This window comes from Pseudomonas sp. FW507-12TSA (assembly GCF_058781435.1).
Genome location: NZ_JBYSWT010000006.1, coordinates 146318 through 172966, shown reverse-complemented (window position 1 = coordinate 172966; position 26649 = coordinate 146318). Strand labels below are relative to the sequence as shown.

Sequence of the window (26649 nt, the reverse complement as noted above, 5' to 3'; positions counted from 1 at the left end):
GATGGACTCAAGGAGCAGGCACCAGCTCCAGTTGCCGGGCCTGGGTTTGCACGCGCTGGCGGTGCAGGCGGTCGAAGTCGTCCGCCAACCGCTGCTGTTCGATGAACTCGATGAAGGGATCGCGGACCTGGGTCTGCAGGCCGGTCAGGGCCTCGATGGCGGCGATCGCGCAGAACGGCACGTAGACCTCCGAGTAGCCGCCCTCATGGATCATCACCAGGCGTCCATGGCCGAGGCGCTCGGCCACCGCCACCATCATCCGGGTCATCTCGCGGAAACTGCCGCTGTGCAATTGCATGTGGCCGAGCACGTCGTAGGTGCTGGCGTCGTAGCCGCTGCCGATCACCAGCAGGTCCGGGGCGAAGCGCAGCAACGCCGGCACCACCAACTGCGCCATGGCATGCAGGTACTGCTGGTGGCCACAACCGGGCAGCAGCGGGATGTTGAGGTTGCACCCCTGCCCTGCGCCTCGCCCGAGTTCGTCGGCGCCGCCGGAGCCCGGGGGGAAGCAGTTTTCCTGGTGCAGGGAGATGGTCAGCACGTCCCCGCGCTCGTAGAACAGAGACTGGGTACCGTTGCCGTGGTGCACGTCCCAATCGACGATGGCCACGCGCCGCGCACCGAGTTCGGCAATGGCGTGCTCCACGGCGATGGCCGAGTTGGCCAGCAGCGTCGAGCCCATGGCCTGGTCCCGCAAAGCGTGGTGCCCGGCCGGGATGCAGGCGGCATAGGCCCGCTGGTACTCGCCGCGCATCACGCCTTCCACCGCCGCCCTGGCCAACCCGGCGGACAGCGCCGCCAGCTCGAAGCCTCCGGCGGCGAATGGCGCCGCCAATCCCAGTTCTCCTCCCTGCTGCTCGCTCAACCGGCGAAAACGCTCCAGGTACTCAAGGTCATGGACCCTGGCCATCTGCGCCAGGGAGGCCGGCGCTGCAGACTCCACTCGCAACTGCCGGCTCAGGCCGCTGGCGTCCATCAACGCCTTGAGCCGCCGCAGGCAATCGGCCGAGGCTACCCCCGAGCCGCTGGCCAGCGGCTGGACCCACCCGCCGACCGGGGCCGCCAAGGCCGAGGCCCGGCCGGAGTGGAACCACAGGCAGCGTTCGTCGAACAGGAACGCACTGGCGCCCGCTGAAGGATGCAATTCAGGCTTCATGGCAAAGACTCTTGGATGGCAGGTGGAAGTGCGCGAGGTTGATCGCCGCGGCGGCCAGCAGAGCCAGCAGCGCGCCGCAGCCGAACATCGCCTGGTAGGAAAAGGTTTCCAGCAGGTAGCCGCACAGCGCCGGGCCGCAGGCCAGCCCCAGGCCGAGGACCAGGTTGGTCAGGTTGATCAAGCCGCCCTCGCGATCGTGCAGGCTGATCACCGTGAGCATGAAGGGCACCAGCAGGGTCCAGGTGAACTTGAACACCAGCACCGCGATGAAGGCCGCATCCGCCCGGGGCACCGCCGCCATCACCAGCAAGGCCAGGATCAACGCGGCGAACCCCAGCAGCAGGCATGTCCCGCGATAGCGATCACGCCCCAGCCAGGTGGCGGCGCCGGCGCCGAGGATGCCCAGCGCGCTGGACAGGGTCAGCAGCTGGTCCAACTGCCCACGATCCATGGCCGTGGGCGCCTGCAAGGCACTGATGAAGGTCCAGACTCCGCCCAGGCACACATACAGCAGGAAGATCGAGGCCACCCCCAGCAGGCCATGCCTGGAAGCCCCCAAGCGACGGCGCCCACCGCTGGCAGCTAGCTGCGGGACCCGGACGAAGTGCCGGCACAGCGGCACGCAGGCCAGCATCAACAGCGCCTGCAAGGCAAAGCACACCCCGGGGCCAAAATGCTGGAAGGCGCTGGGTAACACCGCCAGTCCCAGGGTTCCGAGTATCAGTTGGCCGAAGATGATCGAGCCGAACGCCCGCCCGCGATCATCCAGGTGCGCGACGCTGCGGGTACACAGGATCAGCAGTGAACCGGCGGCCAGTGCAGTGACGCCCCGAGCCGCCAGGAAGGCGTCGAAATGGCGCTCCAGCAGCAGCGCCGAAACCAGATTGCCGCCGATGTACAGGCCCATGAACAGCAAGGCCCAGCGCTGCCAGTGCCCCGAGCGCAGCCAGTAGATGGCCGGCAAGGTGGCCAGGCTGCTGAAGATCAGCTCCAGGGAAAACATCGCGCCGATCCGGCTCGGGCTCAGGCCGATCTGCGAGGTCAATTGCATGGACAGGGCCGGGGCCCAGAGGAAGGTCGCCGGTAGCACCGACGCACATAGGGTGATGGTGATCAGCAGCCAGCGATGACTGGCCTCGCCCGGCAGGGCTGCAGGTTCGGCGGTAGCGCTCACGATAGGCACCTTCGTTATTGATTGTTATGGGTGAGGTGGCACGGCAACGGCTGCCAATCTAGCAACGGCCCTGGCGACGACCGGCTTCAATTGATGACGACTTTTTGTCTTTTCACGCCAATGCCCGCAGGCGCTATCAGGTTGGCCAGGCGCCCCGGCGAGCCGGGGCATTGACAAGCGCGATGGCGGCTTCGACCATCGGCGCCGCAACGGCCGCTGCCGGCCCATGACTCAGGAGATCAAGGATGAAAAGGCTTTCGCTGGCGCTGTGCCTGATGGCAGGCGTGGGCCCGGCTGGCGCGCAGGACCTGGCGGCTGCACGCCAGTCCCTGAAGAACTATGGCCTGGCCTACTGCATGGCCAGGCAGTTTCCCGAGCGCTCGGCCATGGGCGAGGACGTTGGGCACGCCATCGGCATGTATGGCGTCATGGGCGCAGGCCTGCATCAGGTCCTGCAGGACGAAGACACACTCACGACCCTGCATGACCCCTATGACGCCACCACCGACTACGTCTTCAAGGCTTATGACCAGGTCGCGGCCAACAGCAAGCACCGTCCTGGAAAAGTCGTGCTGCACGCTTGCTTGCAGGTCTACAACTCCAGGGCCTTCGACCGGTTCATCCGGAGCCAGGACTCCTACATCCGCCAGCAAGACCTGCAAGCTGCCGGCCCCAACTCCTGACAGCGCTCGATGTGCCAACGGCGACAGACTCGCCCTAGCCTGGCCGCACGCCGACAGCAACCGGTGGCAGGTGTCGCTTAAACACCGGTCGAGGTCGAATCCAGCGCTCGGTCAGCGACGCCACTGTCCATACTCAGGCACTTGTCCCCGATAATGGAATACGCCCGTGAACCTGCCGCAGCCGCCCGCCCCTTGCCTGGTCAATCCCCTGCCCCTGGACCCGCATCAGCGGCGGCTGTTCCAGGAACAGGGCTACCTCAAGCTCCCGGGATTGCTGAGCAGCGCCGCCATCGAACCGTTGCGCCAGCTGGTGGAGCAGCAACTGCGCCCGACCCAGGCCAGCGCTGGCGAGGGGTTCAACCGCCTGACCCACCGCCTGGAGCAGGACGGCATTCTCCGGCAACTCCAAGGCCAGCCGGCATTGGCCCAGGTACTGACTTACCTCACCGACAGCCGGCTGATCCTGTGTGAGGCCCAGGGCTTCGAGCTGGGCCAGGGGCGCTCGGGTTTCGCCTGGCACTACGATTCGCTGAACTTTCGCTACATCCGCCCCCAAGACCCGGCCTTCAGCCTGTGGCTGCCCCTGCAACCGGTACGCCCAGAGGCACAGGGTGGCGGCATGGCCTGGGTGCCGTTGTCGCTGTGCTCGGCCCTGGGCAACTTCCAGTTTTCGCGAATGCTGGCCCAGCAGTTGGCCCAGGGCGAGTCGATCGCCGAGCTGTCCGAGCTCTTGCGCCAGACCTACGCCAGCCCGGGCCCCTTGACCGAGCGCTTCGAGCGACAGCGCATCGAAGAAGCCTTCGAGCCCGGCGATGCCCTGCTGTTCAGCAAGTATCTTTGGCACCGCTCCAGCCCCTTGCTCGCCGGCGAGCTGTCCCGGCGCCAGGCCGTGACCCTGCGCCTGGTGGCTGCCCAGGCACGCCTGGACCCGCTGTTACAGGACGGCGAGACCCGTACCACTGGCGGCCTGGGCATGGGCCAGGAGCGCGGGGCACTCAAGCCGCTGTCCTATGGCTCGCGCTTCGTCGATATCCAGGCCGGCGACCTGCTCAGCCGCTCGGCCCACTGTGGGCCGCTTTTGTGAGCCGCCCTAGACCTGTGGGGCGGTCCCCAGCAATACCGGCTGGTGCGTGGCGCACAGCTCCATGAGGTAGTCCCAGACCACCCGCAGGCGCACCGACTTGTGCAGCTCGCGGCGGGTGCTGATCCAGTAGGCGCGCTGGATGCTCTCGGTGGGCAGCAACGGCACAAGCTGCCGATCCGTGGCGGCCATGTAGCACGGCAGCACCGCGATCCCCAGGCCCGAGCGGGCTGCCTCTTGCTGGGCGATGACGCTGGTGCTGTGGAACAGCACCTGGGGATTGCGACAAAAGCTGTTGAGGAACATCAGCTCCTGGCTGAACAACAGGTCGTTGACGTAGCCGATCCAGGCATGGCGCCCCAGGTCCTCGCGATTGCGCAGCGGTGGGGCGCGGTCCAGGTAGGCCTGGCTGGCGTACAGCGCCAGGCGGTAGTCGGTGAGCTTGCGGGTCACCAGCATGTCGGCACTGGGTCGTTCCAGGTGGATGCTGATTTCCGCCTCGCGGTTGAGGATGCTGACGAACCGCGGCACCGCTACCAGTTCCACCTCCAGCCCCGGGTAACGCTCGAACAGGCCGCCCATGCGGCTGGCGAGGAACTTGACCCCCAGGCCCTCGGTGACACCGACGCGGATCTTGCCCAGCAACGCGCTGGACTGGGTGATTTCCTCCTGGGCCAGCAGCGCCACGTTCTCCATGGCCTCGGCGTGCTTGAGCAGCGCCTCGCCGGCCGGGGTCAGTTCATAGCCCTGGGCGTGCTGGACGAACAGCGCAGTGCCCAGGGCTTTCTCCACCGCCTCGATATGCCGCGCCACCGTGGCATGGGTGGTGTTCAGCCGTCGCGCCGCGGTGAGCAGGCGCCCGCTGCGTTGCAGTTCGAGAAAAAAGCGCAGGTCGTTCCAGTCGAACATGGGGATTCCTTGCCGGTGCCTTGGGGCAAACACTGTTAGAAAACGCACAGCGGGTGGGCAAAAACTAACATTCTTTTGACGAAAGCTAACAACTAGGATGAAGCACAAGGCTGCCGCGGATGACGGACAGCTGCTAATAAGAATCTGCCAACGAGGTCACGGATGCTTCCTGCCTTTGACGCTTTCGACTACATCGTGGTCGGTGCCGGTCCTGCCGGCTGCCTGCTGGCCAATCGCTTGTCCGCCAACCCCCAGCACCGGGTGCTGCTGCTGGAAGCCGGCGGGCGCGACAACTACCCCTGGATCCACATTCCCGTCGGCTACCTGTTCTGCATCGGCAACCCACGCACCGACTGGTGCTTCAAGACCGAGGCCGAACCGGGCCTGCAAGGCCGCGCCTTGAGCTACCCGCGGGGCAAGGTGCTGGGCGGCTGTTCATCGATCAACGGCATGATCTACATGCGTGGCCAGGCCGCCGACTACGATGGCTGGGCCGCCGAGGGCAACTCGGGCTGGAGCTGGAATGAGGTCCTGCCGCTGTTCAAGAAGAGCGAGAACCACTTCGCCGGGGCCAGCTCGCTGCACGGCGCCGCCGGCGAGTGGCGGGTGGAGCGCCAGCGCCTGTCGTGGCCGATCCTTGACGCCTTCCGCAGCGCTGCCGAGCAAAGCGGTATCCCCCGGATCGACGACTTCAACGGTGGCGACAACGAAGGCTGCGGTTACTTCCAGGTCAACCAGAAGGCCGGGGTGCGCTGGAACGCCGCCAAGGCCTTCCTCAAGCCCATCGCCCAGCGCGCCAACCTCACCGTCCTGACCGGCGTCGAGGTGCAACGGCTACTCCTGGAAGGCGGCCGCGCCACGGCGGTGCGCGCCATGGCCCAGGGGCGCCAGCAGGACTTCAAGGCCCGCCGGGAGATCATTCTCTGCGCCGGCTCCATCGGCTCGCCGAGCATCCTCCAGCGTTCCGGCATCGGCCCGGTGGCGTTGCTGCAACGCCTGGGCATCGGCGTCGCCCATGCCCTGCCCGGGGTCGGCGGCAACCTCCAGGATCACCTGCAACTGCGGCTGATCTACAAGCTGGACAACGCCCGCACCCTGAACCAGATCGCCGGCAGCCTGTGGGGCAAGATGGGCATGGGCCTGCGCTACCTGTACGACCGCAGCGGCCCGCTGTCCATGGCTCCCAGCCAACTCGGCGCCTTCGCCCGCTCCAGCCCCGAGCAGGCCACCGCCAACCTCGAGTACCACGTGCAGCCGCTGTCCCTGGAACGCTTCGGCGAACCCTTGCACGACTTCCCGGCGTTCACCGCCTCGGTCTGCGACCTGCGCCCGCAAAGCCGTGGCCGGGTCGAGATCCGTTCCGTGGACGCAGGCCAGGCGCCGCTGATCCAGCCCAACTACCTGAGCCATCCGCAGGACCTGCAAGTGGCCGCCGACGCCATCCGCCTGACCCGGCGCATCGTCGCCGCCCCGGCCCTGCAAGCGTTCAGTCCCAGCGAGTACCTGCCCGGCGCGCAATTGCAAAGCCAGGAGCAATTGCATGAAGCCGCGGCGAAGATCGGCACCACCATCTTCCATCCGGTGGGCACCTGCCGCATGGGCCACGACGCCCAGGCCGTGGTCGACGCCCAGTTGCGCGTGCATGGCATCCCCGGGCTGCGCATCGCCGACGCCTCGATCATGCCGCGCATCACCTCCGGCAATACCTGCTCGCCGACCCTGATGATCGCCGAGAAAGCCGCCGAACTGATTCTTGCCACGACCACAAGGAGCCCCGCCCCGGAAAAACAGACCGCCGCCCACGCCTGATTGTAGGAGCGAGGCTGCTCGCGCCAGAGCCAGCCGGCACGCCAGAGAGATCGAGCCGCCCACGCCGGCGCTAGCGCGGGCAAGCTTCGCTCCTACAGAAAAATCCAACGCCGGACCGTAGGAGCCAGGACTGCGAAAAACAAGATAGCGACGCCACGCCGGCGCCGACAGTGGAACAACAAAAACAATCACTGTAAGGGATATCGATATGTCGGAACATGCTCAAGCGATGGACTCCACGGCCGTGGCGCCCACCAGCAAGGAAAGCCAGAAAGTCATCTTCGCCTCGTCCCTCGGTACCGTCTTCGAGTGGTACGACTTCTTTCTCTACGGTGCCCTGGCGGCGGTGATCAGCAAGCAGTTCTTCGCCGGGGTCAACGACACCACGGCCTTCATCTTCGCCCTGATGGCCTTCGCCGCCGGCTTCGTGGTACGGCCCTTCGGCGCCCTGGTGTTCGGCCGCCTGGGGGACATGATCGGGCGCAAGTACACCTTCCTCGTCACCATCATCCTCATGGGCCTGGCCACCTTCGCCGTGGGCCTGTTGCCCAACTACGCCAGCATCGGCATCGCCGCGCCGATCATCCTGGTGGCCTTGCGCATGCTCCAGGGCCTGGCGCTGGGCGGCGAATACGGCGGCGCCGCGACCTACGTGGCCGAGCACGCTCCCCAGGGCAAGCGCGGCCTGCACACCAGCTGGATCCAGTCCACCGCGACCCTGGGCCTGCTGCTGTCGCTGCTGGTGATATTGGCCTGCCGCTACTTCACTGGCGATCAGTTCGACGTCTGGGGCTGGCGCTTGCCGTTCCTGCTGTCGATCGTGCTGCTGGGCATCTCCACCTGGATCCGCATGAGCCTGCACGAGTCGCCAGCGTTCCTGAAAATGAAGGAAGAAGGCCAGGCCAGCAAGGCGCCGATCCGCGAATCCTTCGGCAATTGGGAAAACCTCAAGGTGGTGCTGATCGCCCTGTTCAGCATCAACGCCGGGCAGGCAGTGACCTTCTACGCCGCGCAGTTCTACGTGCTGTTCTTCCTCACCCAGTTCCTCAAGATGGATCCGGTCCTGGCCAACAGCCTGCTGATCGTCAGCGTGGTGATCGGTGCGCCGATGTTCATCTTCTTCGGCTGGCTCTCGGACAAGGTCGGCCGCAAGCCGGTGCTGATGCTCGGCCTGCTGCTGGCCACGGTGCTGTACTTCCCGATCTTCAAGGGCCTGGCCCACTACGCCAACCCGGCCATCGACCAGGCCAGCCGCCAGGCGCCCATCACCGTCACCGCCGACCCGGCCACCTGCACCTTCCAGTTCGACCCGGTGGGCAAGGCGCGCTTCGACAGCCCCTGCGACAAGGTCAAGACCTTCCTGGTGAAACAGGGCCTGCCCTACTCCAGCCTCGCCGCCCCGGCCGGCAGCCCGGTGCAGGTCAGCATCGGCGACGTGAAGATCGACGGTTTCGACGAGGCGGCCCTGCGTGGCGCGGTGACCCTGGCCGGCTATCCGCAACAGGCCGATAGCCAGAACGTCAACAAGCGCATGGTAGTGGCGCTGATCGTCGCCCTGATCCTGATTGCCGCCATGTGCTACGGCCCGCTGGCGGCGTTGATGGTGGAACTGTTCCCGACCCGCATCCGCTACACCTCGATGTCCCTGCCCTACCACATCGGCAACGGCTGGTTCGGCGGATTCCTGCCCACGGTGTCCTTCGCCCTGGTGGTTTACACCGGCGATATCTTCTACGGCCTGTGGTACCCGGTGGCGATCACCGGGGCCAGCCTGCTGGTGGGCCTGTTGTGCCTTAGGGAAACCCGCAAGGTCGACATCAACCACATCTGATGGCCACGACCGCCAGCCAGGGCACGGCCCTTGGCCGGCGGCCGGCTCACTCAGATGTTGTTGCAACCCTTGGCGATGGAGTCCTCATTGGAGGTATAGGGGCGCGAGGGCTCCAGGTTCCACTGCGGCTTGTCCCGGGCGATGTTGAAGTGGCAGACCAGTTGGCGGCGCATGCTGCCCACGCTGCTGTCGCGGTTGTCCGGGTTGTTCTTCCACTGCGCGTCCAGGTAATGGTCGCTGGCCAGTTCATTGAAGAAGTTGTTGGTCTGGTTGTCCTGGACCTTGCGCCCGCAATCGGTGGGGGTGACTTCCAGGGTCATGATCTTCTTGCCGAAACCCGGGTCGTCGCGCTCGATCCAGGTAGCGCTCTGCACATAGCGTTCGCAGCTGTTCTTTTCGGTGATGGGGTAGATCACCTGCTTCTTGTTGTCGTAGACGAAGCTCGCCTCCTGCTGGGGTGTCTGCGGCAGCTTCATGTTGATCACCGGCAGGTATTGCCGGACCGCCTGGTACCACTGGATCTGGTTCAGGCGCGCGCCTTCCAGGCCGCCGTCCTCGGTGTAGAACAGCGCCAGGATCGACGGCGACTGCGGCGGTTTTTCTTCCCACTTGGCCAGGCGCAGTTCGTTCTGGGTACCGAAGGATTCGGCGGCGATCTGCGCCATGGACCGGATGCTCTGGTAGAACGCCGGGCCGGCTGCGGCATTGCGTTCGTCACGCACGTCGAAGGAGCACTGGCGCGAATGATCGCCTCGATTCTGCCGGTAGTTGGCACCCCATTGCTCGGCGGTGGTCACGCCGATCTCGTGGCAGTATTTCTCGACGCTGCCGGGGGTGCGCCGCGAGTCGGTGCAGCCTTGCTGCTGGCGATCGTCGGTGGCGGCATCGATGGGGAAGGAACACAGCACGGCGTAGTCCTGGTGATCCTTGGGGTTGCCGAAGATGGTGTCGAAGATGAAGCCGCTCTGCAGGCCGTAGGCCAGCTTGCGGAACTTGGAGTCCTTGCGCAGGTAGGACGCCGAGACACCGCCACTGGCCTGGCTTTTCGGGCTGATGCTGTAGAACTGGTAGTCGGTGGAGGGCCAGGTGGCGCGAAACAGCACCCCCGAACAGAGGAACGCCGGCTTGGACGGGCCGCCACAGTCCTGCCGGGTGTCGTTGTACAGCTGGTTGAGACGGGCCACCGTATCGCTGCCCTGGTCGGCCTGGACAGTGGGCAACAGGCACAGGCCGGCCAGGCCCATGGCGAAGGAGATGCTGAGTTTCATGACATGACTTCCGTGTGGAGTGAGTTCCCTGGCCGGTCGCCAGCGCGACAGGCGCCTGCCAGAGGATAGAAGCGCGACCTTGCGCCACTGGGGTTTTTCCGCTGGCTGTCCCCGATCGCCACTGCCCCGGGATCAGCGCTGCGCGACTTGAACAAAGCGCGGCTTTGCGCCACTGTCTCGGCACTTTTGCGCGGGAGATCTTGCATGCTGTTCATCTTTCCCACAGTGGCGGCCCTGGCCTTGGCCCTGCTGTTCTGGCGCCGGCAGAAAGCCCTGGCGGCGCTGCGCCGCGAAGCCTTCATCCGCGACTTCAGCCTGCCGCCCGGCTTGTTCACGCCCCTGCGGGCCCGGCATCCCCAGCTGACCCTCAAGGACTGCCAGCTGGTGGCGCAGGGGTTGCGCCAGTTCTTCCTGGCCTACCTCAAGAGCGGCCAGCGCTATGTGTCGATGCCCTCCCAGGTGGTGGACGACTTGTGGCATGAGTTCATCCTCCATACCCGGGAGTACCAGGCGTTCTGCCACAAGGCCTTCGGCCAGTTCCTGCACCACACCCCGGCGGCGGCCCTGGGCCAGAATGCCGAGCGCCGGAGCGACGACGGCCTGCGCCGGACCTGGCAGCAGGCGTGCCGCGAGGAAAACATCAACCCTGCCCGCCCCAGCCGCCTGCCGTTGCTGTTCGCCCTGGATACCAAGCTGCAGATCGCCCAGGGTTTTCACTACGTCGCCGACTGCCAGTCCCTGCGGCGCCTGGCCGATAGCAGCGCCGGCAGCACGGTGGTGCATTGCGGCAGCGACCTGCACGGCAGCTCTGCGGACAGCGACTCGTCCCCCAGCAGCTCCGACAGCGACAGCTCGCGCTTCGGCGGCGATGGCGGCGGCAGCGATGGCGGCGGCGACAGCAGTGGTTGCGGGGGCGGCGGTTGTGGCGGCGGGGGCGGCGACTGAGCGCCGGGGAAACATGTGGCGGCCGAGCTGCTACCGAGCAGGTGGCGGCCCTGGCCGACAGAGTGGAAACGGCGCATCGCGCGCCGCTCCACTGGACCTGATCGATCAGGCGATGATGTCGGTCGTTGCTGCCTGGCCGACGATACCCACGGCGAAGTCCGTCGTGCCGTGGCCGGTGAGGTCAACCAGCAGGCTGCTCTGGTTGGTGCCGGCGTTGTAGCTGAGGATCGCGTCGCCCGCATGGCCGGTGAAGGCCTTGACGAAGTTCAGGGCTGCGCCACCGGTGGCGAACTGCGGGATCCCGGTCAGGTCGATCTTGTCCTGGCCGCTGGTGAAATCCATGATCCAGTCCGGTGCGTTGACGGTGGAGTCCGACGCCGCGCCGAAGACGAAGGTGTCCGCCCCGCTTCCGCCCCACAGGGTATCGGCGCCGCCACCACCGTAGATGATGTCGTTGCCGGCACCACCCTTGAGCACGTTGGCCGCTGCGTTGCCGATCAGCAGGTCGTTGCCGGAACCGCCAATGGCGTTCTCCACGGTCACGCCATAGGCGATGGAAACGTTGCCCACCAGGCCGCCAACGTCGGAGAAGGCACCGGCGTTGAGGTTGATCTTCTGGTTATGGCTGAAGCCGGAGAAGTCCAGGGTGTCGTTGCCGCCGCCGTCCCAGACTGCGAACACCAGCTTGTCGCTGTTGGAGTGGGCGCTGTAGAAGTCCCGGCCGGTGTTGGAGTTGAAGCCGTACACGGTGTCGTCGGCGCGGGTCTGGTAGTTGGCGCCGTAGAGCTTCTGCACCGCGACGATATCGTCCACCAAGGGTGCCGAGGCATAGGCGCCACTACCGTCCTTGGTGAAGTTCTGCCCGGTGTTGCTCTCACTCCAGTAGCTCATCAGGCTGTAGCCACGGGTGTCCTGGGCGTAGCTGGCGTCCTTGTAGGTGGGGTTGCCATTGCCGGCGTTGTAGGTACCCGGATGGGACAGGCCCAGGGTATGGCCGATCTCGTGGGTCAGGGTCTGGCGCCCGTAGTTGCCGGTGCCGGGGGTCTCGTTGACCCGGTACTGGCTGTTGATCAGGTACCAGGACTGGCCGTCGTAGCTGCCACCGGACGGCAGGTAGGCGAAGGCCGCGCCGCCGGTGCTGACGTTGTAGTTGCCGAAGGTCATGTGCCCGTCGCCACCCTTGGCCGCCTCGGTGAAGCTGACGTTGGCCACATCCGCCCAGGACTGCATCGACAGCACGGCCTGGGCCTTCTGCAAGGCGCTGAACTGGCTGAAGGTACCCAGGGACGGGTTGTAGTTGGCGGGTTTCTCGGTGAGGAAGGTGTAGGTCAGGTCGATCTTGCCGTCACCGTTCTTGTCGTGCCAGGACAGGTTCTTGCGCAGGATCGCATCCGCGGCCTGGTCGGCGGTGAACGACGGCTTGCCGTTCACGAGATCGCTGCCACCCCGGTCATAGCGGTGGCTGAAAGCCTGTACCTGTTGGTAGGCGTTGCTGGCTTGTGCGGCCTGGTCGGCCCAGTTCCAGGTGATTTCCGACAGTGCTTTTGACAGTGTCTTTGACATTGCTACGTCCTTGTTCCAAACAAGATGATGTTCGATAGAACACAAACGACCCCGCCTGCGAGATCGTCCTATCACTCGCCCAAAGAGGCGTTGGAACGCTGCCACAGTGATCGGCGGCCAGTCCATGGTTTTCTTCGCCCGACCACGGTGTGAAAAACCCACTGGCGTGGGGTCGATTTCCCCCTCGCGCGCGCATCGCGCCGGCGATAGGCTAGGCACTTGTCCGGGGCTGGCCACATCGTGCCCGTCCCTTTCACGAGGAGTCCGTAATGCGCAAGATCCTGTTGCTGGGCGCTTTGCTGAGCGTCGCCGGTGCAGCCTGTGCCGAAGGCGTGCCACTGTTCAACGTCGCCTGCCCGGGCAACCTGGCGGTCAGTGCCGACCAGGGCGGGCCGGTCTACATCAACGGCAAGGCAGTGCAGAGCATTGCCGTGGATGACCGGCATTTCCAGGCCAGGATCCCGGAGGCCACCCTGTCCATCAGTGTCGAGGACGACGAGTCGGTCACGGTGAAGTACAGCGGCAAGCACGGCACCAACCTCGTGTGCGAAGCCGTCGACGACTGATCCCTGAAACTCATTCGCTGGCCGTTTTGACAGCTCGCAGGGGGGTGTCGGGTTCTCTCAGAACAAGCCCATCTGCCCGCCCACCAGGGTCGAGAAGTCGTCCTGCACGAAAGGCAGGATGGCGTCCGCCACTGGCTGCAACTGGCGCGTCAGGTAGTGCTCGTAGTCGATGGCGGCGCGGCGGTTCTCCAGGGGCTCGGGACCGGCCAGGGTGATCACGTAGCTGATCCAGCCTCCGCGCTGGTATTGCAGTGGCCGGCCCTGCTCACGGTTGTAGTCATCGGCCAGGCGCGCCGCGCGGACATGGGGCGGGACATTGCGCTCGTAGTCGTCCAGGGGCCGGCGCAGGCGCTTGCGGTAGATCAGCAAATCGTCCTGCTGGCCAGCCAGGGTGCGCTGCACGTAGTCGCGCACATAGTCCTGGTAGGGCTGGCGATGGAAGATCCGTCGATACAGCTCCTGCTGGAATTCCCGGGCCAGCGGCGACCAGTCGGTGCGCACGGTCTCCAGGCCCTTGTAGATCATCTCCTGGCTGCCATCGGCGCGCTGGACCAGGCCGGCGTAGCGCTTCTTGCTGCCCTCCTCGGCGCCGCGGATGGTGGGCATCAGAAAACGTTTGTAGTGGGTTTCGAACTGCAACTCCAAAGCGCTTTCCAGGCCGTACTGCTCGCGCAGGTGATCGCGCCACCACTGGTTGACGTGGGCCACCAGGGCCCGGCCGATCTGCCCGGCGCGCTCCTCGTCATGGGAACTGCCCAGCCAGACGAAGGTGGAGTCGGTATCGCCATAGATCACCTGGTGGCCCTGGGCCTCGATCAACTGCCGGGTGCGGGCCATGATCTCGTGCCCGCGCAAGGTGATGGACGAAGCCAGGCGCGGATCGAAGAAGCGGCAGCCACTGGAACCCAGCACACCGTAGAAGGCGTTCATGATGATCTTCAGGGCCTGGGACAACGGCGCGTTGTGTTCGCGCTTGGCCACTTCCCGACCCTCGGCCACCCGCTGGACGATAGCCGGCAGGCAATGCCGGGTACGGGAGAAACGCGCCCCGCGAAAGCCCGCCACCGAATGTTGTTCGTCACTCTGGCGCAGGCCTTCCACCAGGCCCACCGGATCGATCAGGAAGCTGCGGATGATCGAGGGGTACAGGCTCTTGTAGTCCAGCACCAGCACCGATTCATAGAGGCCGGGCCGCGAATCCATGACGAACCCGCCAGGGCTGGCCTGGGGTGGCAACTCGCCAAGATTGGGGGCGACGAAACCCTGGCGGTGCATCAGCGGCATGTACAGGTGGGTGAAGGCGGCCACCGAGCCGCCACTGCGATCGGCCGGCAAGCCGGTGACCGTGGCGCGCTCCAGGAGGAAGGTCAGCAACTGGGTCTTGGCAAAGATCCGCGTCACCAGTTCGCAGTCCTTGAGGTTGTAGCGGGCCAGGGCCGGCTTGTCCTCTGCGAACATGCGGTTGATCTCGTCCATGCGCTGGTAGGGGTTGTCGATCGACTTGCCCTCGCCCAGCAGGGTCTGGGCGACGTTTTCCAGGCTGAAGGACGGGAAGCTCCAGGTGGCCGAGCGCAAAGCCTCGATGCCGTCGATGAGCAAGCGCCCCGCCGCCGAGGCGAAGTAATGGTTGTGGGTGGCGTGCTCGCGCCAGTGCATCTCCTGCCCACCACGGCCCAGGCGCAGCGGCACCGCCAGGCGCCGGGCATGTTCATGCAGTACCCGCAGGTCGAACTGCACCAGGTTCCAGCCGATGATCGCGTCGGGGTCGTGCTCGGCCAGCCACTGGTTGAGCTTCTCCAACAATTGCTCGCGGCTGGCACAGAACTCCAGGTCGAAGTCCACCGCGCTGTCGTCGGCGCGGGCCTTGCCGAGCATGTACACCTGGCGCTGGCCACAGCCTTCCAGGGCGATGGAATACAGTTCGCCGCGCTCGCTGGTCTCAATATCCAGGGACACCAGGCGCAGCTGCGGGCGGTAGTCGGCGGCGGGTTTCAGCTGCGCGTCCAGCAGCAGCCCATCCGGCCCCGGTTGACCATTGAACTCTACCGGCGCGGTGATGAAGCGCTCCATCAGGTAGCGCTCCGGCGGCCGGATATCGGCCTCGAACACATCGACCCCGGCGCGGCGCAGGGTCTTGTCCAGGCGGATCAACTGGTTGTGCTGCGGGCAATACAGGCCCATGACCGGACGCTGGTGGAAGTCGCGCAGTTGCAGGGGGCGCAGCTCGACATCCGGGTCGTCGGCCAGCAAGCGTTCGGCCTGGGGTCGCTGCACGGCCGGGATGAACGCCACGGAGGTCTGCAATGGCAAGCGGAGATGGCGCGGGCCCTGGTCGGTGGCCAGCCAGAATTCGACTTCCGTGCCCGCTGGCGTATCGCGCCAGTGCCGCGTCAGGACGAAGCCTTGTTGTACATCCACCGTTGCAACCTCAGAGCCGATTCAAGGCGCCGATTCTACCTGTCCCGGCCTTGCTTAGGGGCCTGGATGATGGCTTTACGGCTTTTGTCGGACAATATGTAGTGCTTGAAAATTTTCACTACAAAACCGTTGACGAGTGGATTGCGCCCTTGCATGATGCAGGCGTCCCCCCGATCGGGGGATGAGGCAAAGGTGTTATGAGCAAGCTCGTCTGACCGCCGAGCTGTCGACCCGGATGTGTACTGCCCACAAGGCAGATTGATGAAACTGACCTGGCATTGACCGTCCTCGATTCGACGGGAAAGCCGGCGAGAACTCTTCAAGATGCTTGTGGCCGATGGTGGGAATGTCGGCAGCTTCATCCAGGTTCATGCTGCTTTTCTATCGTTGTGACGCTCTCTGCGTAGCAGTTGATCAAGGTAACTACACACATCAGGCTCTGGGCCTTATCTGTATCCGACAGACACCCTCTGTCGCCCTGTTTCCGGTATCAGGGTTCAACTTACCGAAGTAGCAAGATGAATTAGCGAAACAACTTAGATAGATCGATGAATGGTCAAGGGGGCTACAAATGAATCTTAACAACCAACCCACTATTGATGAATTGGCACGTATGTTCGCCGCACGCAAAGACAGCCACGACAGCCACATCCTGTGGGTCGCCAAGTCGGGTCAAGTGCATATCGACTGCCTGTCGCCCCATAACCATGAAGCAGAGTTCGACCGTAACAACCAAGAGCTGGCGGCCCGCCTGAAGATGTACCGCCGCGGCCAGGGCTACGTCGGCAAGAAGGCCGCCGCCGACAAGGATTTCATCGGCCGGGTCCTGGAGACCCTGAAGACCGAATGGCAATCGTTGCGCGGCAACTCGGAAGTTCGGGTCATCGATCGGTTTTGTTGAGACAAGTTTCAACCTGATATAAAACAACAGGGGCGCTGAACTTTCAGCGCCCCTTTTTATTGCCCGCAATTAATCCGAACAACATCTTCCAGCTCACTCATCACGGTTCGTGAACACGATCACCTGGCAACTGGACAGCCTGATGGCCAGTTAGTAGCATCGCCCCGCTCAAACCGGCCAGGCGGTTGGCAAAGGGGGCTGCAGTATTCACTGACGCCTGGATGTCACCACCAGGCACGATATTCGAAAGCCAAGTCGAACCTTAAAAAAAGGACTTTGTGTGACTGATCGCAGCGGTGTCTTGCGTTACATCATTGAACGGTACTACTCGGACGATCTGGAAGACGCCGAAGCCCGTACCGGATACAGCGTCAAGCAGATCCAGGAGTGGTGCTCAGGCCATTGCCAGCCCCAGCACATCACCGTCGAGTACTTCATTCACCGCGCCTTCACGCCTGAATTCCAGTCGGTGATCGAATTCGCCGAGTTCAAGCCGGATCAACAGGTGATGAAGCAGTTGAAGGTCCTGTTCAAAGGACACGAAGACCGGGCCGGCATCTATGCGTTCTATGACTCGATGGCCAACCTCATCTACCTCGGCAAAGCCACCAACCTGCTCAAGGAAGCCTATTCGGCCATACGCCGGGATGTGCACATCCAGTTCCCCGCGGGAATCAAGAAGAAGCCCGAGAAACGCTATGAACTGGTGCGCTACATTTCTGCCTACGATGTCGGCAGCTCAGAATGGCGAGACTTTCCAAAGCATGTCGAGTCCCTGATCCTGCGTATTTCCAAACCAATCCTGAACAAGAACATCGGTCATATCGAACAGGCGTATGCCGCGCCTGGTGAAGACTGAGACACTTGCCTGCCGCGAATGCCCAGCCAGCAGGCGACAGCACGCCGCAGCGTCCTGTCGCCCTTTTATCGGCTGGGTTCAAAAGGCAAAGCACGAGCAGCCGAACGCTCCCCAGAAGCCCTGGAAATCGCTGACCGGCACCTTGGCCAAGCGCGCCCGCTCGTGCCCGTGGGCATGCACCGCGCAAGGACCGCTGCACTGGTGCAACTGAGCCGACAACGGCGCGGCAGGCTTCCAGTGCCCTGGCACCTTGGCCACCGGCGACCAGTCCGGTGTCACGGGCAAGCTGGGCGGCGCCAGCGAGTGGAAGTCGCCGGCAGCATGCACCACCTTGCCATCCACCACCGTCAGCAGCGACTCGATCCACTTGATCGCCTCTTCCTCGATGCTGAAGTAGTCCGCCGAGAGGGCCACCAGGTCCGCCAGTTGCCCGACCTTGAGCTGGCCTTTCTTGCCCTGTTCCGAGGAGAACCAGGCGCTGCCGTGGGTATACAGCTCCAGTGCGGTATCGCGATCCAGGCCCTGGGGATACAGAGCCAGCCCACCGACGGTCTTGCCACTGACCATCCAGTACAGCGAGGTCCAGGGGTTGTAGCTCGAGACTCGGGTGGCATCGGTACCGGCGCCCACTGGCACACCTTCGGCGAGCATGCGCTGGATCGGCGGGGTCATCTCGGCCGCCCTGGCGCCATAGCGGTCGACGAAGTACTCGCCCTGGAAGGCCATGCGGTCCTGGATCGCGATCCCGCCGCCCAGGGCCCGGACCCGCTCGATATTGCGCGGGCTGATGGTCTCGGCATGGTCGAAGAACCAGGGCAAGCCGTTGAAGGGGATATCGCGGTCGACCTTTTCGAAAACATCGAGCATGCGCGAAATGGATTCGTCATAGGTCGCATGCAAGCGGAACGGCCAGCGCTGCTCCACCAGATGGCGGACCACCGGCTCCAGCTCCTGCTCCATGTCCTGAGGCAGATCGGGGCGCGGCTCGAGGAAGTCCTCGAAATCGGCGGCGGAGAACACCAGCATCTCCCCTGCCCCGTTGTGCCGCAGGAAGTCGTCGCCCTGGCCGTAGCGCACGCTGCTGGTCCAGTTCTTGAAGTCCGCCAGCTCTTGCTTGGGTTTCTGGGTGAACAGGTTGTAGGCGATGCGCACCGTCAATTGCTGCTGGGCCGCCAGGTGCTCGATCACCTGGTAGTCGTCCGGGTAGTTCTGGAAGCCGCCACCCGCGTCGATGGCACTGGTGACTCCGAGGCGATTGAGCTCACGCATGAACTGGCGGGTGGAGTTGACCTGGTACTCCAGCGGCAACTTGGGCCCCTTGGCCAGGGTGGCGTAGAGGATCATCGCGTTGGGTCGGGCGATCAGCATGCCGGTGGGGTTACCGTTGCCATCGCGGACGATCTCGCCACCCGGCGGGTTCGGCGTATGGCGATCGTAGCCCACCACCCGCAGCGCGGCGCGGTTGAGCAACGCCCGGTCGTAGAGGTGCAGGACGAATACCGGGGTATCCGGTGCCGCCTGGTTCAACTCCTCCAGGGTCGGCATGCGCTTCTCGGCGAACTGGAATTCATTCCAGCCACCGACCACCCGCACCCACTGCGGCGCCGGGGTGCGCTGGGCCTGTTCCTTGAGCAGGCGCAGGGCATCGGCCAGCGATGGCACGCCTTCCCAGCGCAGTTCCAGGTTGTAGTTGAGGCCACCACGGATCAGGTGCAGGTGCGAGTCGTTGAGCCCGGGGATCACCGTACGGCCCTTGAGGTCGATGACCTGGGTGCTGCTGCCGCGCAGGGCCATGGCCTGGGCATCGTCGCCCACGGCGATGAAGCGCCCGTCCTTGATCGCCACGGCAGTGGCCCGGGGGTTGGCCCGGTCCACGGTGTGCAGGCGGCCGTTGAACAGGATCAGATCGGCAATTGCGTTGTGGTTCATGGCATGGCTCCGATTGAAGCGAAAAGGTTCAGGCCGCACCGCGCGGTTGCAGCCAGCGGCTGAACAGGCGGGTGACCCGAGGCATGAAAACGTAGACCACCAGCAGCACGATGCTCAGGGTGATCAGCACATTGGCTGGCACGTAACCGCCAAGCCAGGGCAGCCGGGCGAACAGCGGCTTCCACAGCTGCGGCACGAGGAAGGTCAGCGGCAGGATCACCAAGAAGGTCACGCAGGCTTGCTTCCAGCGCGGCGGCGGGGCCGGCGCGGCACCGTCCTGGGGGGTGAACCAGAACTCGCGCTCGACATTGACCTCGGTCTGGTCGCCATCGGCCAGCAGATGCTGGGCCTGCTGCACCAGTTGCCGGCGGTCGGCGGAGTCCAGCCAGTCTTGCAACTGCTCGGTGCTGGCAAAGCGCAGCACGCTGGTGAAGAGCCCGAGGCCGCCGCTGTGGCCGCGCACCACATCGATCCCCAGGTGCCCCGGATAACTGCGGGCCTTGGCGATGATCTGGCGCAGCCAGGTCTCATAGGCCTGCTCCTGCCCCTTCTTGATGCGGTGGCGCACCAGCAGGGTGACCACGCCATCGGTAAGTTCAATATTCATCTGCGACTCCACACTGCCAGGAGAAGGAACAACGGCGGGGAGCGACTCGCCCCATGCCGCACAATCTCGAAAACCGCCGCCCAAGCGCCTTGGCGCTGCGGCGGCCAGGGACTACAAGCGGCGCTGCCCGGCCTTGTGCACCATGCTGTAGGCGTAATCGACCCCCATGCCATAGGCACCGCTGTGCTCCAGCACCAGGGCCATGACCGCGTCGTAGGTATCCTTGCGGGCCCAGTCGCGCTGGTACTCGAGCAGCACCTGCTGCCAGGTCACCGGCACCGCGCCGGCCTGGACCATGCGCTGCACCGCCATGTCGTGGGCTTCCTGGCTGGTTCCGCCGGAGGCATCGGTGACGATGTACACCTCATAGCCCTCGGCCAACGCCTCCAGGGCCGGGAAGGTCAGGCAGACCTCGGTCCACAGCGCCGCCATCACCAGCTTCTTGCGCCCGGTGGCCTGCACGGCCGCCACCAGGTGGCGATCCTCCCAGGAGTTCATCGAAGTCCGCTCGATGGGCTGTTGCTCGGGAAACACCGCCAGCAGCTCCGGCCAGATGTAGCCGCTGAAGCTCTCGGTCTCCACCGAGGTGAGGATGCTCGGCACGTTGAAGATCCTGGCGGCCTTGGCCAGGGCCACGGTGTTGTTCTTCAGCGCCTGGCGGTCGATCGATTGCACGCCGAAGGCCATTTGCGGCTGGTGGTCGATCAAGATCAGGGCCGAGTTGTTCGGGGTGAGCAGTTCACGAATGGACATGGCGCGTTCCTTTTGCAGTCAGGGTGAAGGGCGAACATGACCGGCTGATGGCGCTGGGAGCGTCCTGCGGGGCCGGCTTGGTGGTTAATCTAGGCCTTGGCTGAAACAGGAACAATTCCCTAAAATCGAGAATCATTGATTCCAAAACAGGGACAATCATGGATCGTATCGAATGCATGCGCGCCTTCGTCGCCACCATCGACGAAAGCGGTTTTGCCGCCGCCGCACGGGCGATGGACGTGCCCCGCTCCAAGGTCAGCAAGCAGATCCAGGCCCTGGAGGAAAGCCTCGGCGTGCAACTGCTGCAGCGCACCACCCGCAGCCTGCGCCTGACCGAGACCGGCGCCGAGTACTACGAATCCGCCCGTGAAGTGCTGGCAGCGGTGGACGAAGCCGAGCAGCGAGCCCGGGACGGCAACGCCGAGCTGCGCGGAGTCTTGCGGGTCAATGCGCCGATGTCCTTCGGCCTGCGCCGGCTCGGGCCACTGGTGCCGCTGTTCCATGAATTGCATCCGCTGATCGAATTGCAACTGGTGCTCAGCGACCAGCAAGTGGACCCGGTGCGCGGCGGCTTCGACGTGACCCTGCGGATCGCCAGCCTGGCGGATTCCTCCCTGGTGGCCCGGCAACTGGCGCCGGCCCCACGGATCATGGTGGCCTCCCCCGCCTACCTGGAACGCGCCGGCGTGCCGCTCCAGCCCAAGGACCTGGGCAGCCACCGGTTTCTCGGCTACGGCTACCTGCAAAGTGGCGTCAGCCTGCAGTTGAGCAATGGCAGCGATACCCAGCGGGTGCATGCGACCGGCCCCCTGCATGCCAACAATGGCGACCTGTTGGCCCAGGCAGCCGAAGCCGGCATGGGAATCGCCCTGCTGCCGGACTTCATCGTCGAAGAGGCCCTGGTGGCAGGACGCCTGGTGCCGGTGCTGTGCCAGTGGCAGGCGCCGCCCATCAGCATCAACGTGGTCTACCCTTCGGCCCGGCGAGTACCGCAGAAGACCCGGGCCTTCATCGACTTCCTGGTGAGCCGGCTGGCCCAGCCCAGCGCCTGAACCGGACCAACGCACACCTGGCCGAGCCAGCACGCTCCTACACTCAAGGGAGGTTCCTGATGCTTGTGCGGTCATCATGAAAATCTCTTCTCGACTGGCCATCTCCAGCCTGCTGGGTGCCCTGGCCTACCTTGGCCTGGCGATCTGGGGACGCGGCGGCTTCGCGGCGTTCTTCGCCCACCCGGCGCTGGCCTTGGTCGCCATCGCCACCTTGCTGATGGTGCTGGCCTCGCTGTACAGCGAGGTCAACCTCAGCAGCGGCGAACAGGAAGACCGAGGCAATCGCTGGGTGCTGCCGGTGTTCGGCCTGATCGGCCTGGCGAGCGGTTTCCTGCCGGCCTATTGCGATCGCCTGGAGTTCTGGACCTTCGGCGGCGAGGCCCTGCGCTGGCTCGGCGCACTGCTGTTCATCGCCGGTGGCGCCTTGCGCCTGTGGCCAGTGTTCATCCTCGGCCGGCGCTTCAGCGGCTTGGTGGCCATCCAGCCCGAGCACCGCCTGGTGACCGACGGCCTGTATCGCCATTTGCGCAACCCCAGCTACCTCGGTTTGCTGGTCAACGCGGTGGGGTGGGCCCTGGCCTTTCGTTCCGGGCTGGGGCTGTTGCTGGCGGCCCTGACCCTGGTGCCGCTGATTGCCCGGATCCACGCCGAAGAAGCGCTGCTACGCGAGCATTTCGGCCAGCCCTACGAGGACTACTGCGCCCGCAGCTGGCGCTTGCTGCCCGGCCTCTACTGAAATGCCGTAAAAAAATCAGACACCCTTGCCAAGGCCAACGCCCCGCTCTAGCCCGGGACTTGGCACCGACTCCATGGCGGCCTGCCGGGGCTGGCTGGCCCCACCACCCCTTACATTGGCCAAAGGATTCTTGCAGTATGGGCTCGCCCCGGGGCTTGCTGCCCCAGGGGCACCCGGAAGAACAAGCACAACGAACTCGACAGCGAGATCACCGGCCGATGTACCTCTCGAACCCGTACCACGGATTCACCAGCCCCGCCCCCACGGCTTGCAGCCAGGGTCGCATGGGCATGGCCGTCACACGGGGTTCGCTACCTGCTCGCCACCTTAGCCACTTCGCCCATCCCCCTCATGAGGTCCATGAGGGTCGCGCCGCCGCCATCGGTTATTACCTGCTGGACAGGTCCTGCCCATGAAGCTCCTGGTCAACCTGCCCATGGCCCTGTGCCGTTCCCGCCTGCGCCACTCCTCACGTCCTCCGGATCACTCGCTCCTGGGCTGATCGCGCAACGTTGCGCATCACCCCTCCAGACCTGTTTTGCGTCCCTGCGAACGCCCCATGCGTGGTGTCGTCGCAGGACCTGAAAACCTGTGCGCCCTGAAGGCGCAAGCGAGAACGACAATGAATTTTGCCGCCCCCGAAGAGGCCCGTGATTTCCTGGCTGCCAACCCCGATATCGACATGATCGAGCTGTTCATCCTCGATGCCAACGGCGTGCCCCGAGGCAAGCTGCTGCACCGCGAGGAACTGCTGGCGGTGTACGAAAGCGGCCGCCCCCTGCCCAGCACCATCCTCGGCCTGACCCTCAATGGCGACGACGTGGAGAACTCCGGACTGGTGTGGGACGTGGGCGATATCGACTGCCGTGCTTACCCACTGGCGGGCAGCCTGGTGCGCCTGCCCTGGCGCCAGATCCCCACTGCCGCGGTGCAGGTCAGCATGCACCCGCAAGAGGGCATGCCCGCCAGCATCGCCGACCCGCGCCACCTGCTGATCAAGGTCATCGACCGGCTCAAGGCCGACGGTTATTACCCGGTGATGGCCTGTGAGCTGGAGTTCTACCTGCTGGACGCCAGGCGCGACGGCAATGGCCGCCCACAGCCAGCGCTGGATGCCGACGGCGGCCGGCCGCGTACCACCCAGGTCTATGGCCTGCGGGAACTGGAACAGATCGAGCCTTTCCTCGCCGACCTCTATGCCGCCTGCAAGCTGCAGGGGATTCCGGCGCGCACGGCGATTTCCGAATACGCCCCAGGCCAGGTGGAGATCACCCTGGAGCATGGCGACGCCCTCGCCGCCATGGACCAGGCCGTACGCTACAAGCGCCTGGTCAAGGCCGTGGCCCACCAGCATGGAATGCAGGCCACCTTCATGGCCAAACCCTTCGACCACCTGGCCGGCACCGGCATGCACATGCACGTGAGCATCGCCGATGCCGCCGGCAACAACCTGTTCGCCGACCAGGACCCGGCCGGCACCCCGCTGCTGCGCCAGGCCGTGGGTGGCATGCTCGCCTCGCTGCTGGACTCGTTGCTGTTGTTCTGCCCCAACGCCAATTCCTACCGGCGCTTCCAGGCCAACAGCTATGCACCGCTGGCCCCCACCTGGGGTGTCGACAACCGCACCGTGAGCCTGCGGGTTCCCGGCGGCCCGGCCAACAGCCGGCACATCGAACATCGCATTTGCGGCGCCGATGCCAACCCCTACCTGGCCGCCGCGGCGATCCTCGCCGCAGTCCATCGTGGCCTGGCTGAACAACTCGACCCGGGTGATCCGGTGCAGGGCAACGGTTATGCCCAGGCCAAGGAGCTGTTGCCCACCGACTGGCTGACCTCGCTCACCACCCTGGAACGCTCGACCTGGGCCCGCGAGGCCATGGGCGACGAATTCCTCGGGGTGTACCTGGCGGTCAAGCGCGCCGAGTACCGCCAGTTCATGGCCGAGGTCGGCGAGCAGGACTGGCGCTGGTACCTGACCCAGGCCTGAGCCCCCTGCGGGCAACCCGACTTGCTGGCCGCTGCCTACCAGCAGCGGCCCGGTTCATTCTTTTGCGAGGATTTTCCCATGAGCGCCGCCTTCGATCCGCGGACCCCGGCAGCCGAGCGCTGCCCCAGCTACTACAGCGCCACCCTCAACCAGGAAACCCGGTACCCGACCCTGCAAGGCAGCCAGCAGGTGGACGTGGTGATCATCGGTGGCGGCTTCACCGGCGTTGCCAGCGCCGTGGAGCTGGCCGAGCGCGGCCTGAAGGTGGCCATCGTCGAGAGCCACAAGATCGGCTGGGGCGCCAGCGGGCGCAACGGTGGCCAGGTCACCGGCAGCCTGTCCGGCGATGCCGCCATGCGCAAGCAGATGCGCCGCAGCCTGGGCGACGAGGTGGATGACTTCATCTGGCACCTGCGCTGGCGCGGGCACCAGATCATCCGCCAGCGGGTGGAGAAATACGCCATTGCCTGCGACCTCAAGCACGGCCACCTGCATGCCGCCTACAAGCCCGGGCACCTGGCCGAGTTGCGCGCCGCCTACGACGAAGCAGTAGAGCGTGGCATGGGCGACGAGGTCAGCCTGCTGGACCGCGAGCAGGTCCGCGGCCTGCTGGAAAGCGATCTCTACCACGGCGCGATCAAGAACACCCGCAACCTGCACCTGCATCCGCTGAACCTGTGCATCGGCGAGGCCCGCGCCGCCGAAAGCCTCGGCGCGCTGATCTTCGAACACAGCCCGGTGCTGGAGATCGTCCATGGCCCGCAGCCGGCGGTGGTCACCGCCCAGGGCCGCATCGAGGCCCGCCAGGTGTTGCTGGCCGGCGACGTCTACCACAAGCTCGAGCCCGGGCAGCTCAAGGGCAAGATCTTCCCGGCCATGGGCGGCATCGTCACCACCGAACCTCTGGGCGACCTGGCCCGGCGCCTGAACCCCGAGGACCTGGCGGTGTACGACTGCCGCTTCGTCCTCGACTACTACCGGATGACCGCCGACGGTCGCCTGCTGTTCGGCGGCGGCGCCAACTACAGCGGCAAGGATTCGCGGGATATCGCCGGCGAGCTGCGGCCGTGCATCGAGCGTACCTTCCCGGCGCTCAAGGGCGTGGCCATCGACTTCCAGTGGAGCTGCGCCATGGGCATCGTGATCAACCGCATCCCGCAACTGGGCAAGCTCTCGGACAACGTCTGGTACTGCCAGGGCTACTCCGGGCATGGCGTGGCCACCAGCCACATCATGGGCGAGATCATGGCCGAGGCCCTGACCGGCCACCTGGGCCGCTATGACACCTTCGCCGCCTGCCAGCACATCCGCGTGCCGTTCGGCGACCAGCTGGGCAACCCGATGCTGGCCGCTGGCATGTGGTATTACCAGATGCTGGAAAAACTGCGCTGAAGCCGGTCGGAGGGCATGCTAGATTCGCCCTCCAGCCACTACGGCACACCCTGGAGGAGGACCAGCATGAGCGCAGAGATGTACCAGGGCGGCTGCCTGTGCGGGCAGATTCGCTTCGAGGCCCGGGGGCCTGCCGCCAATCCCCATACCTGCTCGTGCAAGCTGTGCCAGCGCCATAGCGGCGCCCTGACCCTGGCCTGGGTCGAGTTCCCCCGCGAGCGGGTGCGCTGGACTGGCCCGGGCGGCGCACCGAGCACGTTCAGGTCGTCGGACTATTCCAGCCGGGCGTTCTGTGCCCAGTGTGGCAGCTCCCTGGGCGCCATCGACGACGCCCCCACGGTCGCCCTGCTGCTGGGGACGTTCGACAGCAACAACCGCAAGGCGCTGATGCCCACCCACCACTCCTACAAGAGCCAGCGACCGCGCTGGTGGCACGCCGGAGAAACGCCATGAACCCAGGCAGCGGCTACGACAAACTGGCGACGAATATCTGGACCTGGTACGGCCAGGATCAGTACCGCTGGCTCATCCTCCTGGGCGAACTGGGACCGGCCCTGGAGTTCCTGGCCATGGATGCGGACCAGCAACGGGTGGAGATCGGTTGCTGCGCGGAATGCAACCTGTGGTCCGATCAGCTGGATTACCTGGAGCGTTTCGTGCGGGATTTCCCGGCACGACTGGACCCGGCCCTGCACCAGCACCTGCAAGCCTTGTTGACGGCCTGTGAAGGGCTGAGCCCGGAAGCCTACGGCATGACGCTCGAGGACAATGGTTTCGAACACCGGCAATGGCAGCCATTGCGCCAGGCGGCCCAGCAAGCGCTGGAGGACCTGGGCTGGCCCGAGGCAAGGGAACATATGCCCGAGCTGGTCGCCGATTGCCGTGTGGCCCTGGACAAGTGGCGCGATGGTTGAAACCGCGTGTAGCCGCTGACGCAGGCTCGGCACGAGCCACATCTGGATATCCGAAATTTGCCTGATGTACCCCATCGCCGGGTTTGGCGGGCGCTGCGCACCCGATCGCAGCCTCG

At 65.2% G+C, this 26649-nt stretch carries 23 protein-coding genes; 14 read left to right on the top strand and 9 right to left on the bottom strand.

Going from position 1 to position 26649, the window contains the following annotated elements:
• Positions 1 to 7: 7 nt before the first annotated feature.
• Together AC3WK8_RS08325 and AC3WK8_RS08320 are read right to left on the bottom strand one after the other, a co-directional pair.
• Positions 8 to 1156 carry a class II histone deacetylase gene (locus tag AC3WK8_RS08325; protein WP_103323860.1) on the bottom strand — a complete coding sequence of 383 codons (1149 nt, stop codon included), beginning with the start codon at positions 1154 to 1156 and terminating at the stop codon, positions 8 to 10.
• Positions 1146 to 2330, bottom strand: coding sequence for an MFS transporter (locus AC3WK8_RS08320; protein WP_103323861.1), 1185 nt, complete (start codon positions 2328 to 2330; stop codon positions 1146 to 1148). The genes AC3WK8_RS08325 and AC3WK8_RS08320 overlap by 11 nt, the downstream gene beginning before the upstream one ends.
• Positions 2331 to 2575: 245 nt before the next feature.
• Here AC3WK8_RS08320 and AC3WK8_RS08315 point away from each other — a divergent pair, with 245 nt between their 5' ends.
• Positions 2576 to 3013, top strand: a complete 438-nt coding sequence (locus AC3WK8_RS08315; protein WP_085596528.1) for a hypothetical protein — start codon at positions 2576 to 2578, stop codon at positions 3011 to 3013.
• A gap of 166 nt (positions 3014 to 3179) precedes the next feature.
• Complete coding sequence (locus AC3WK8_RS08310; protein ID WP_103323862.1) at positions 3180 to 4097, top strand: phytanoyl-CoA dioxygenase family protein; 918 nt, start codon at positions 3180 to 3182, stop codon at positions 4095 to 4097.
• A gap of 6 nt (positions 4098 to 4103) precedes the next feature.
• On the opposite strand, the gene AC3WK8_RS08305 is transcribed toward AC3WK8_RS08310, so the two are convergent.
• Positions 4104 to 5003 (bottom strand): LysR family transcriptional regulator, encoded by a 900-nt coding sequence (locus AC3WK8_RS08305; RefSeq protein WP_085596530.1) that lies wholly within the window; start codon positions 5001 to 5003, stop codon positions 4104 to 4106.
• Between the two features lie 162 nt (positions 5004 to 5165).
• Here AC3WK8_RS08305 and AC3WK8_RS08300 point away from each other — a divergent pair, with 162 nt between their 5' ends.
• Both AC3WK8_RS08300 and AC3WK8_RS08295 read left to right on the top strand, forming a co-directional pair.
• Complete coding sequence (locus AC3WK8_RS08300; RefSeq protein WP_103323863.1) at positions 5166 to 6812, top strand: GMC family oxidoreductase; 1647 nt, start codon at positions 5166 to 5168, stop codon at positions 6810 to 6812.
• 208 nt (positions 6813 to 7020) lie between these two features.
• Positions 7021 to 8643 (top strand): MFS transporter, encoded by a 1623-nt coding sequence (locus AC3WK8_RS08295; RefSeq protein ID WP_103323864.1) that lies wholly within the window; start codon positions 7021 to 7023, stop codon positions 8641 to 8643.
• Between the two features lie 50 nt (positions 8644 to 8693).
• On the opposite strand, the gene AC3WK8_RS08290 is transcribed toward AC3WK8_RS08295, so the two are convergent.
• Complete coding sequence (locus tag AC3WK8_RS08290) at positions 8694 to 9911, bottom strand: DUF2599 domain-containing protein (protein WP_022643832.1); 1218 nt, start codon at positions 9909 to 9911, stop codon at positions 8694 to 8696.
• A gap of 204 nt (positions 9912 to 10115) precedes the next feature.
• Between AC3WK8_RS08290 and AC3WK8_RS08285 the strand changes: the two genes are divergently transcribed.
• Entirely contained in the window at positions 10116 to 10856 is a 741-nt protein-coding gene (locus tag AC3WK8_RS08285; RefSeq protein WP_178087979.1) for a glycine-rich domain-containing protein, read from the top strand.
• A 105-nt stretch (positions 10857 to 10961) separates the two neighbouring features.
• Here AC3WK8_RS08285 and AC3WK8_RS08280 read toward each other — a convergent pair whose 3' ends face one another.
• A complete protein-coding gene (locus AC3WK8_RS08280) occupies positions 10962 to 12419 on the bottom strand; it encodes a serralysin family metalloprotease (RefSeq protein ID WP_022643830.1) in 1458 nt (485 codons plus the stop codon).
• Between the two features lie 269 nt (positions 12420 to 12688).
• Between AC3WK8_RS08280 and AC3WK8_RS08275 the strand changes: the two genes are divergently transcribed.
• The gene (locus AC3WK8_RS08275; protein ID WP_022643829.1) at positions 12689 to 12985 is read left to right on the top strand and encodes a hypothetical protein; all 297 of its coding nucleotides are present in this window, start codon (positions 12689 to 12691) and stop codon (positions 12983 to 12985) included.
• Between the two features lie 57 nt (positions 12986 to 13042).
• On the opposite strand, the gene AC3WK8_RS08270 is transcribed toward AC3WK8_RS08275, so the two are convergent.
• Positions 13043 to 15403 carry a DNA polymerase II gene (locus tag AC3WK8_RS08270; RefSeq protein ID WP_103323866.1) on the bottom strand — a complete coding sequence of 787 codons (2361 nt, stop codon included), beginning with the start codon at positions 15401 to 15403 and terminating at the stop codon, positions 13043 to 13045.
• 571 nt (positions 15404 to 15974) lie between these two features.
• Between AC3WK8_RS08270 and AC3WK8_RS08265 the strand changes: the two genes are divergently transcribed.
• Both AC3WK8_RS08265 and AC3WK8_RS08260 read left to right on the top strand, forming a co-directional pair.
• Entirely contained in the window at positions 15975 to 16304 is a 330-nt protein-coding gene (locus AC3WK8_RS08265; RefSeq protein ID WP_031321517.1) for a hypothetical protein, read from the top strand.
• Positions 16305 to 16584: 280 nt separating this feature from the next.
• Positions 16585 to 17163 (top strand): GIY-YIG nuclease family protein, encoded by a 579-nt coding sequence (locus AC3WK8_RS08260; protein WP_085596536.1) that lies wholly within the window; start codon positions 16585 to 16587, stop codon positions 17161 to 17163.
• A gap of 78 nt (positions 17164 to 17241) precedes the next feature.
• Here AC3WK8_RS08260 and AC3WK8_RS08255 read toward each other — a convergent pair whose 3' ends face one another.
• The 3 genes from AC3WK8_RS08255 to AC3WK8_RS08245 all read right to left on the bottom strand — a co-directional run bounded on the left by AC3WK8_RS08255 (position 17242) and on the right by AC3WK8_RS08245 (position 20452).
• Entirely contained in the window at positions 17242 to 19092 is a 1851-nt protein-coding gene (locus AC3WK8_RS08255) for an amidohydrolase (RefSeq protein WP_085596537.1), read from the bottom strand.
• A 28-nt stretch (positions 19093 to 19120) separates the two neighbouring features.
• Positions 19121 to 19699, bottom strand: coding sequence for an antibiotic biosynthesis monooxygenase (locus AC3WK8_RS08250; protein WP_103323868.1), 579 nt, complete (start codon positions 19697 to 19699; stop codon positions 19121 to 19123).
• Positions 19700 to 19810: 111 nt separating this feature from the next.
• Positions 19811 to 20452, bottom strand: a complete 642-nt coding sequence (locus AC3WK8_RS08245) for a hydrolase (RefSeq protein ID WP_068586830.1) — start codon at positions 20450 to 20452, stop codon at positions 19811 to 19813.
• 158 nt (positions 20453 to 20610) lie between these two features.
• Here AC3WK8_RS08245 and AC3WK8_RS08240 point away from each other — a divergent pair, with 158 nt between their 5' ends.
• The 6 genes from AC3WK8_RS08240 to AC3WK8_RS08215 all read left to right on the top strand — a co-directional run bounded on the left by AC3WK8_RS08240 (position 20611) and on the right by AC3WK8_RS08215 (position 26533).
• Entirely contained in the window at positions 20611 to 21504 is an 894-nt protein-coding gene (locus AC3WK8_RS08240; RefSeq protein WP_103323869.1) for a LysR family transcriptional regulator, read from the top strand.
• A gap of 76 nt (positions 21505 to 21580) precedes the next feature.
• Entirely contained in the window at positions 21581 to 22240 is a 660-nt protein-coding gene (locus AC3WK8_RS08235; protein WP_103323870.1) for a methyltransferase family protein, read from the top strand.
• A 622-nt stretch (positions 22241 to 22862) separates the two neighbouring features.
• A complete protein-coding gene (locus AC3WK8_RS08230; protein WP_103323871.1) occupies positions 22863 to 24227 on the top strand; it encodes a glutamine synthetase family protein in 1365 nt (454 codons plus the stop codon).
• A gap of 78 nt (positions 24228 to 24305) precedes the next feature.
• Positions 24306 to 25619: an NAD(P)/FAD-dependent oxidoreductase gene (locus AC3WK8_RS08225; protein ID WP_103323872.1), complete on the top strand. Its 1314-nt coding sequence runs from the start codon at positions 24306 to 24308 to the stop codon at positions 25617 to 25619.
• Positions 25620 to 25685: 66 nt separating this feature from the next.
• Positions 25686 to 26072, top strand: a complete 387-nt coding sequence (locus AC3WK8_RS08220; RefSeq protein ID WP_068586767.1) for a GFA family protein — start codon at positions 25686 to 25688, stop codon at positions 26070 to 26072.
• A complete protein-coding gene (locus AC3WK8_RS08215) occupies positions 26069 to 26533 on the top strand; it encodes a hypothetical protein (RefSeq protein ID WP_085596542.1) in 465 nt (154 codons plus the stop codon). Before AC3WK8_RS08220 ends, AC3WK8_RS08215 begins: the two co-directional genes overlap by 4 nt.
• Positions 26534 to 26649: the final 116 nt, after the last annotated feature.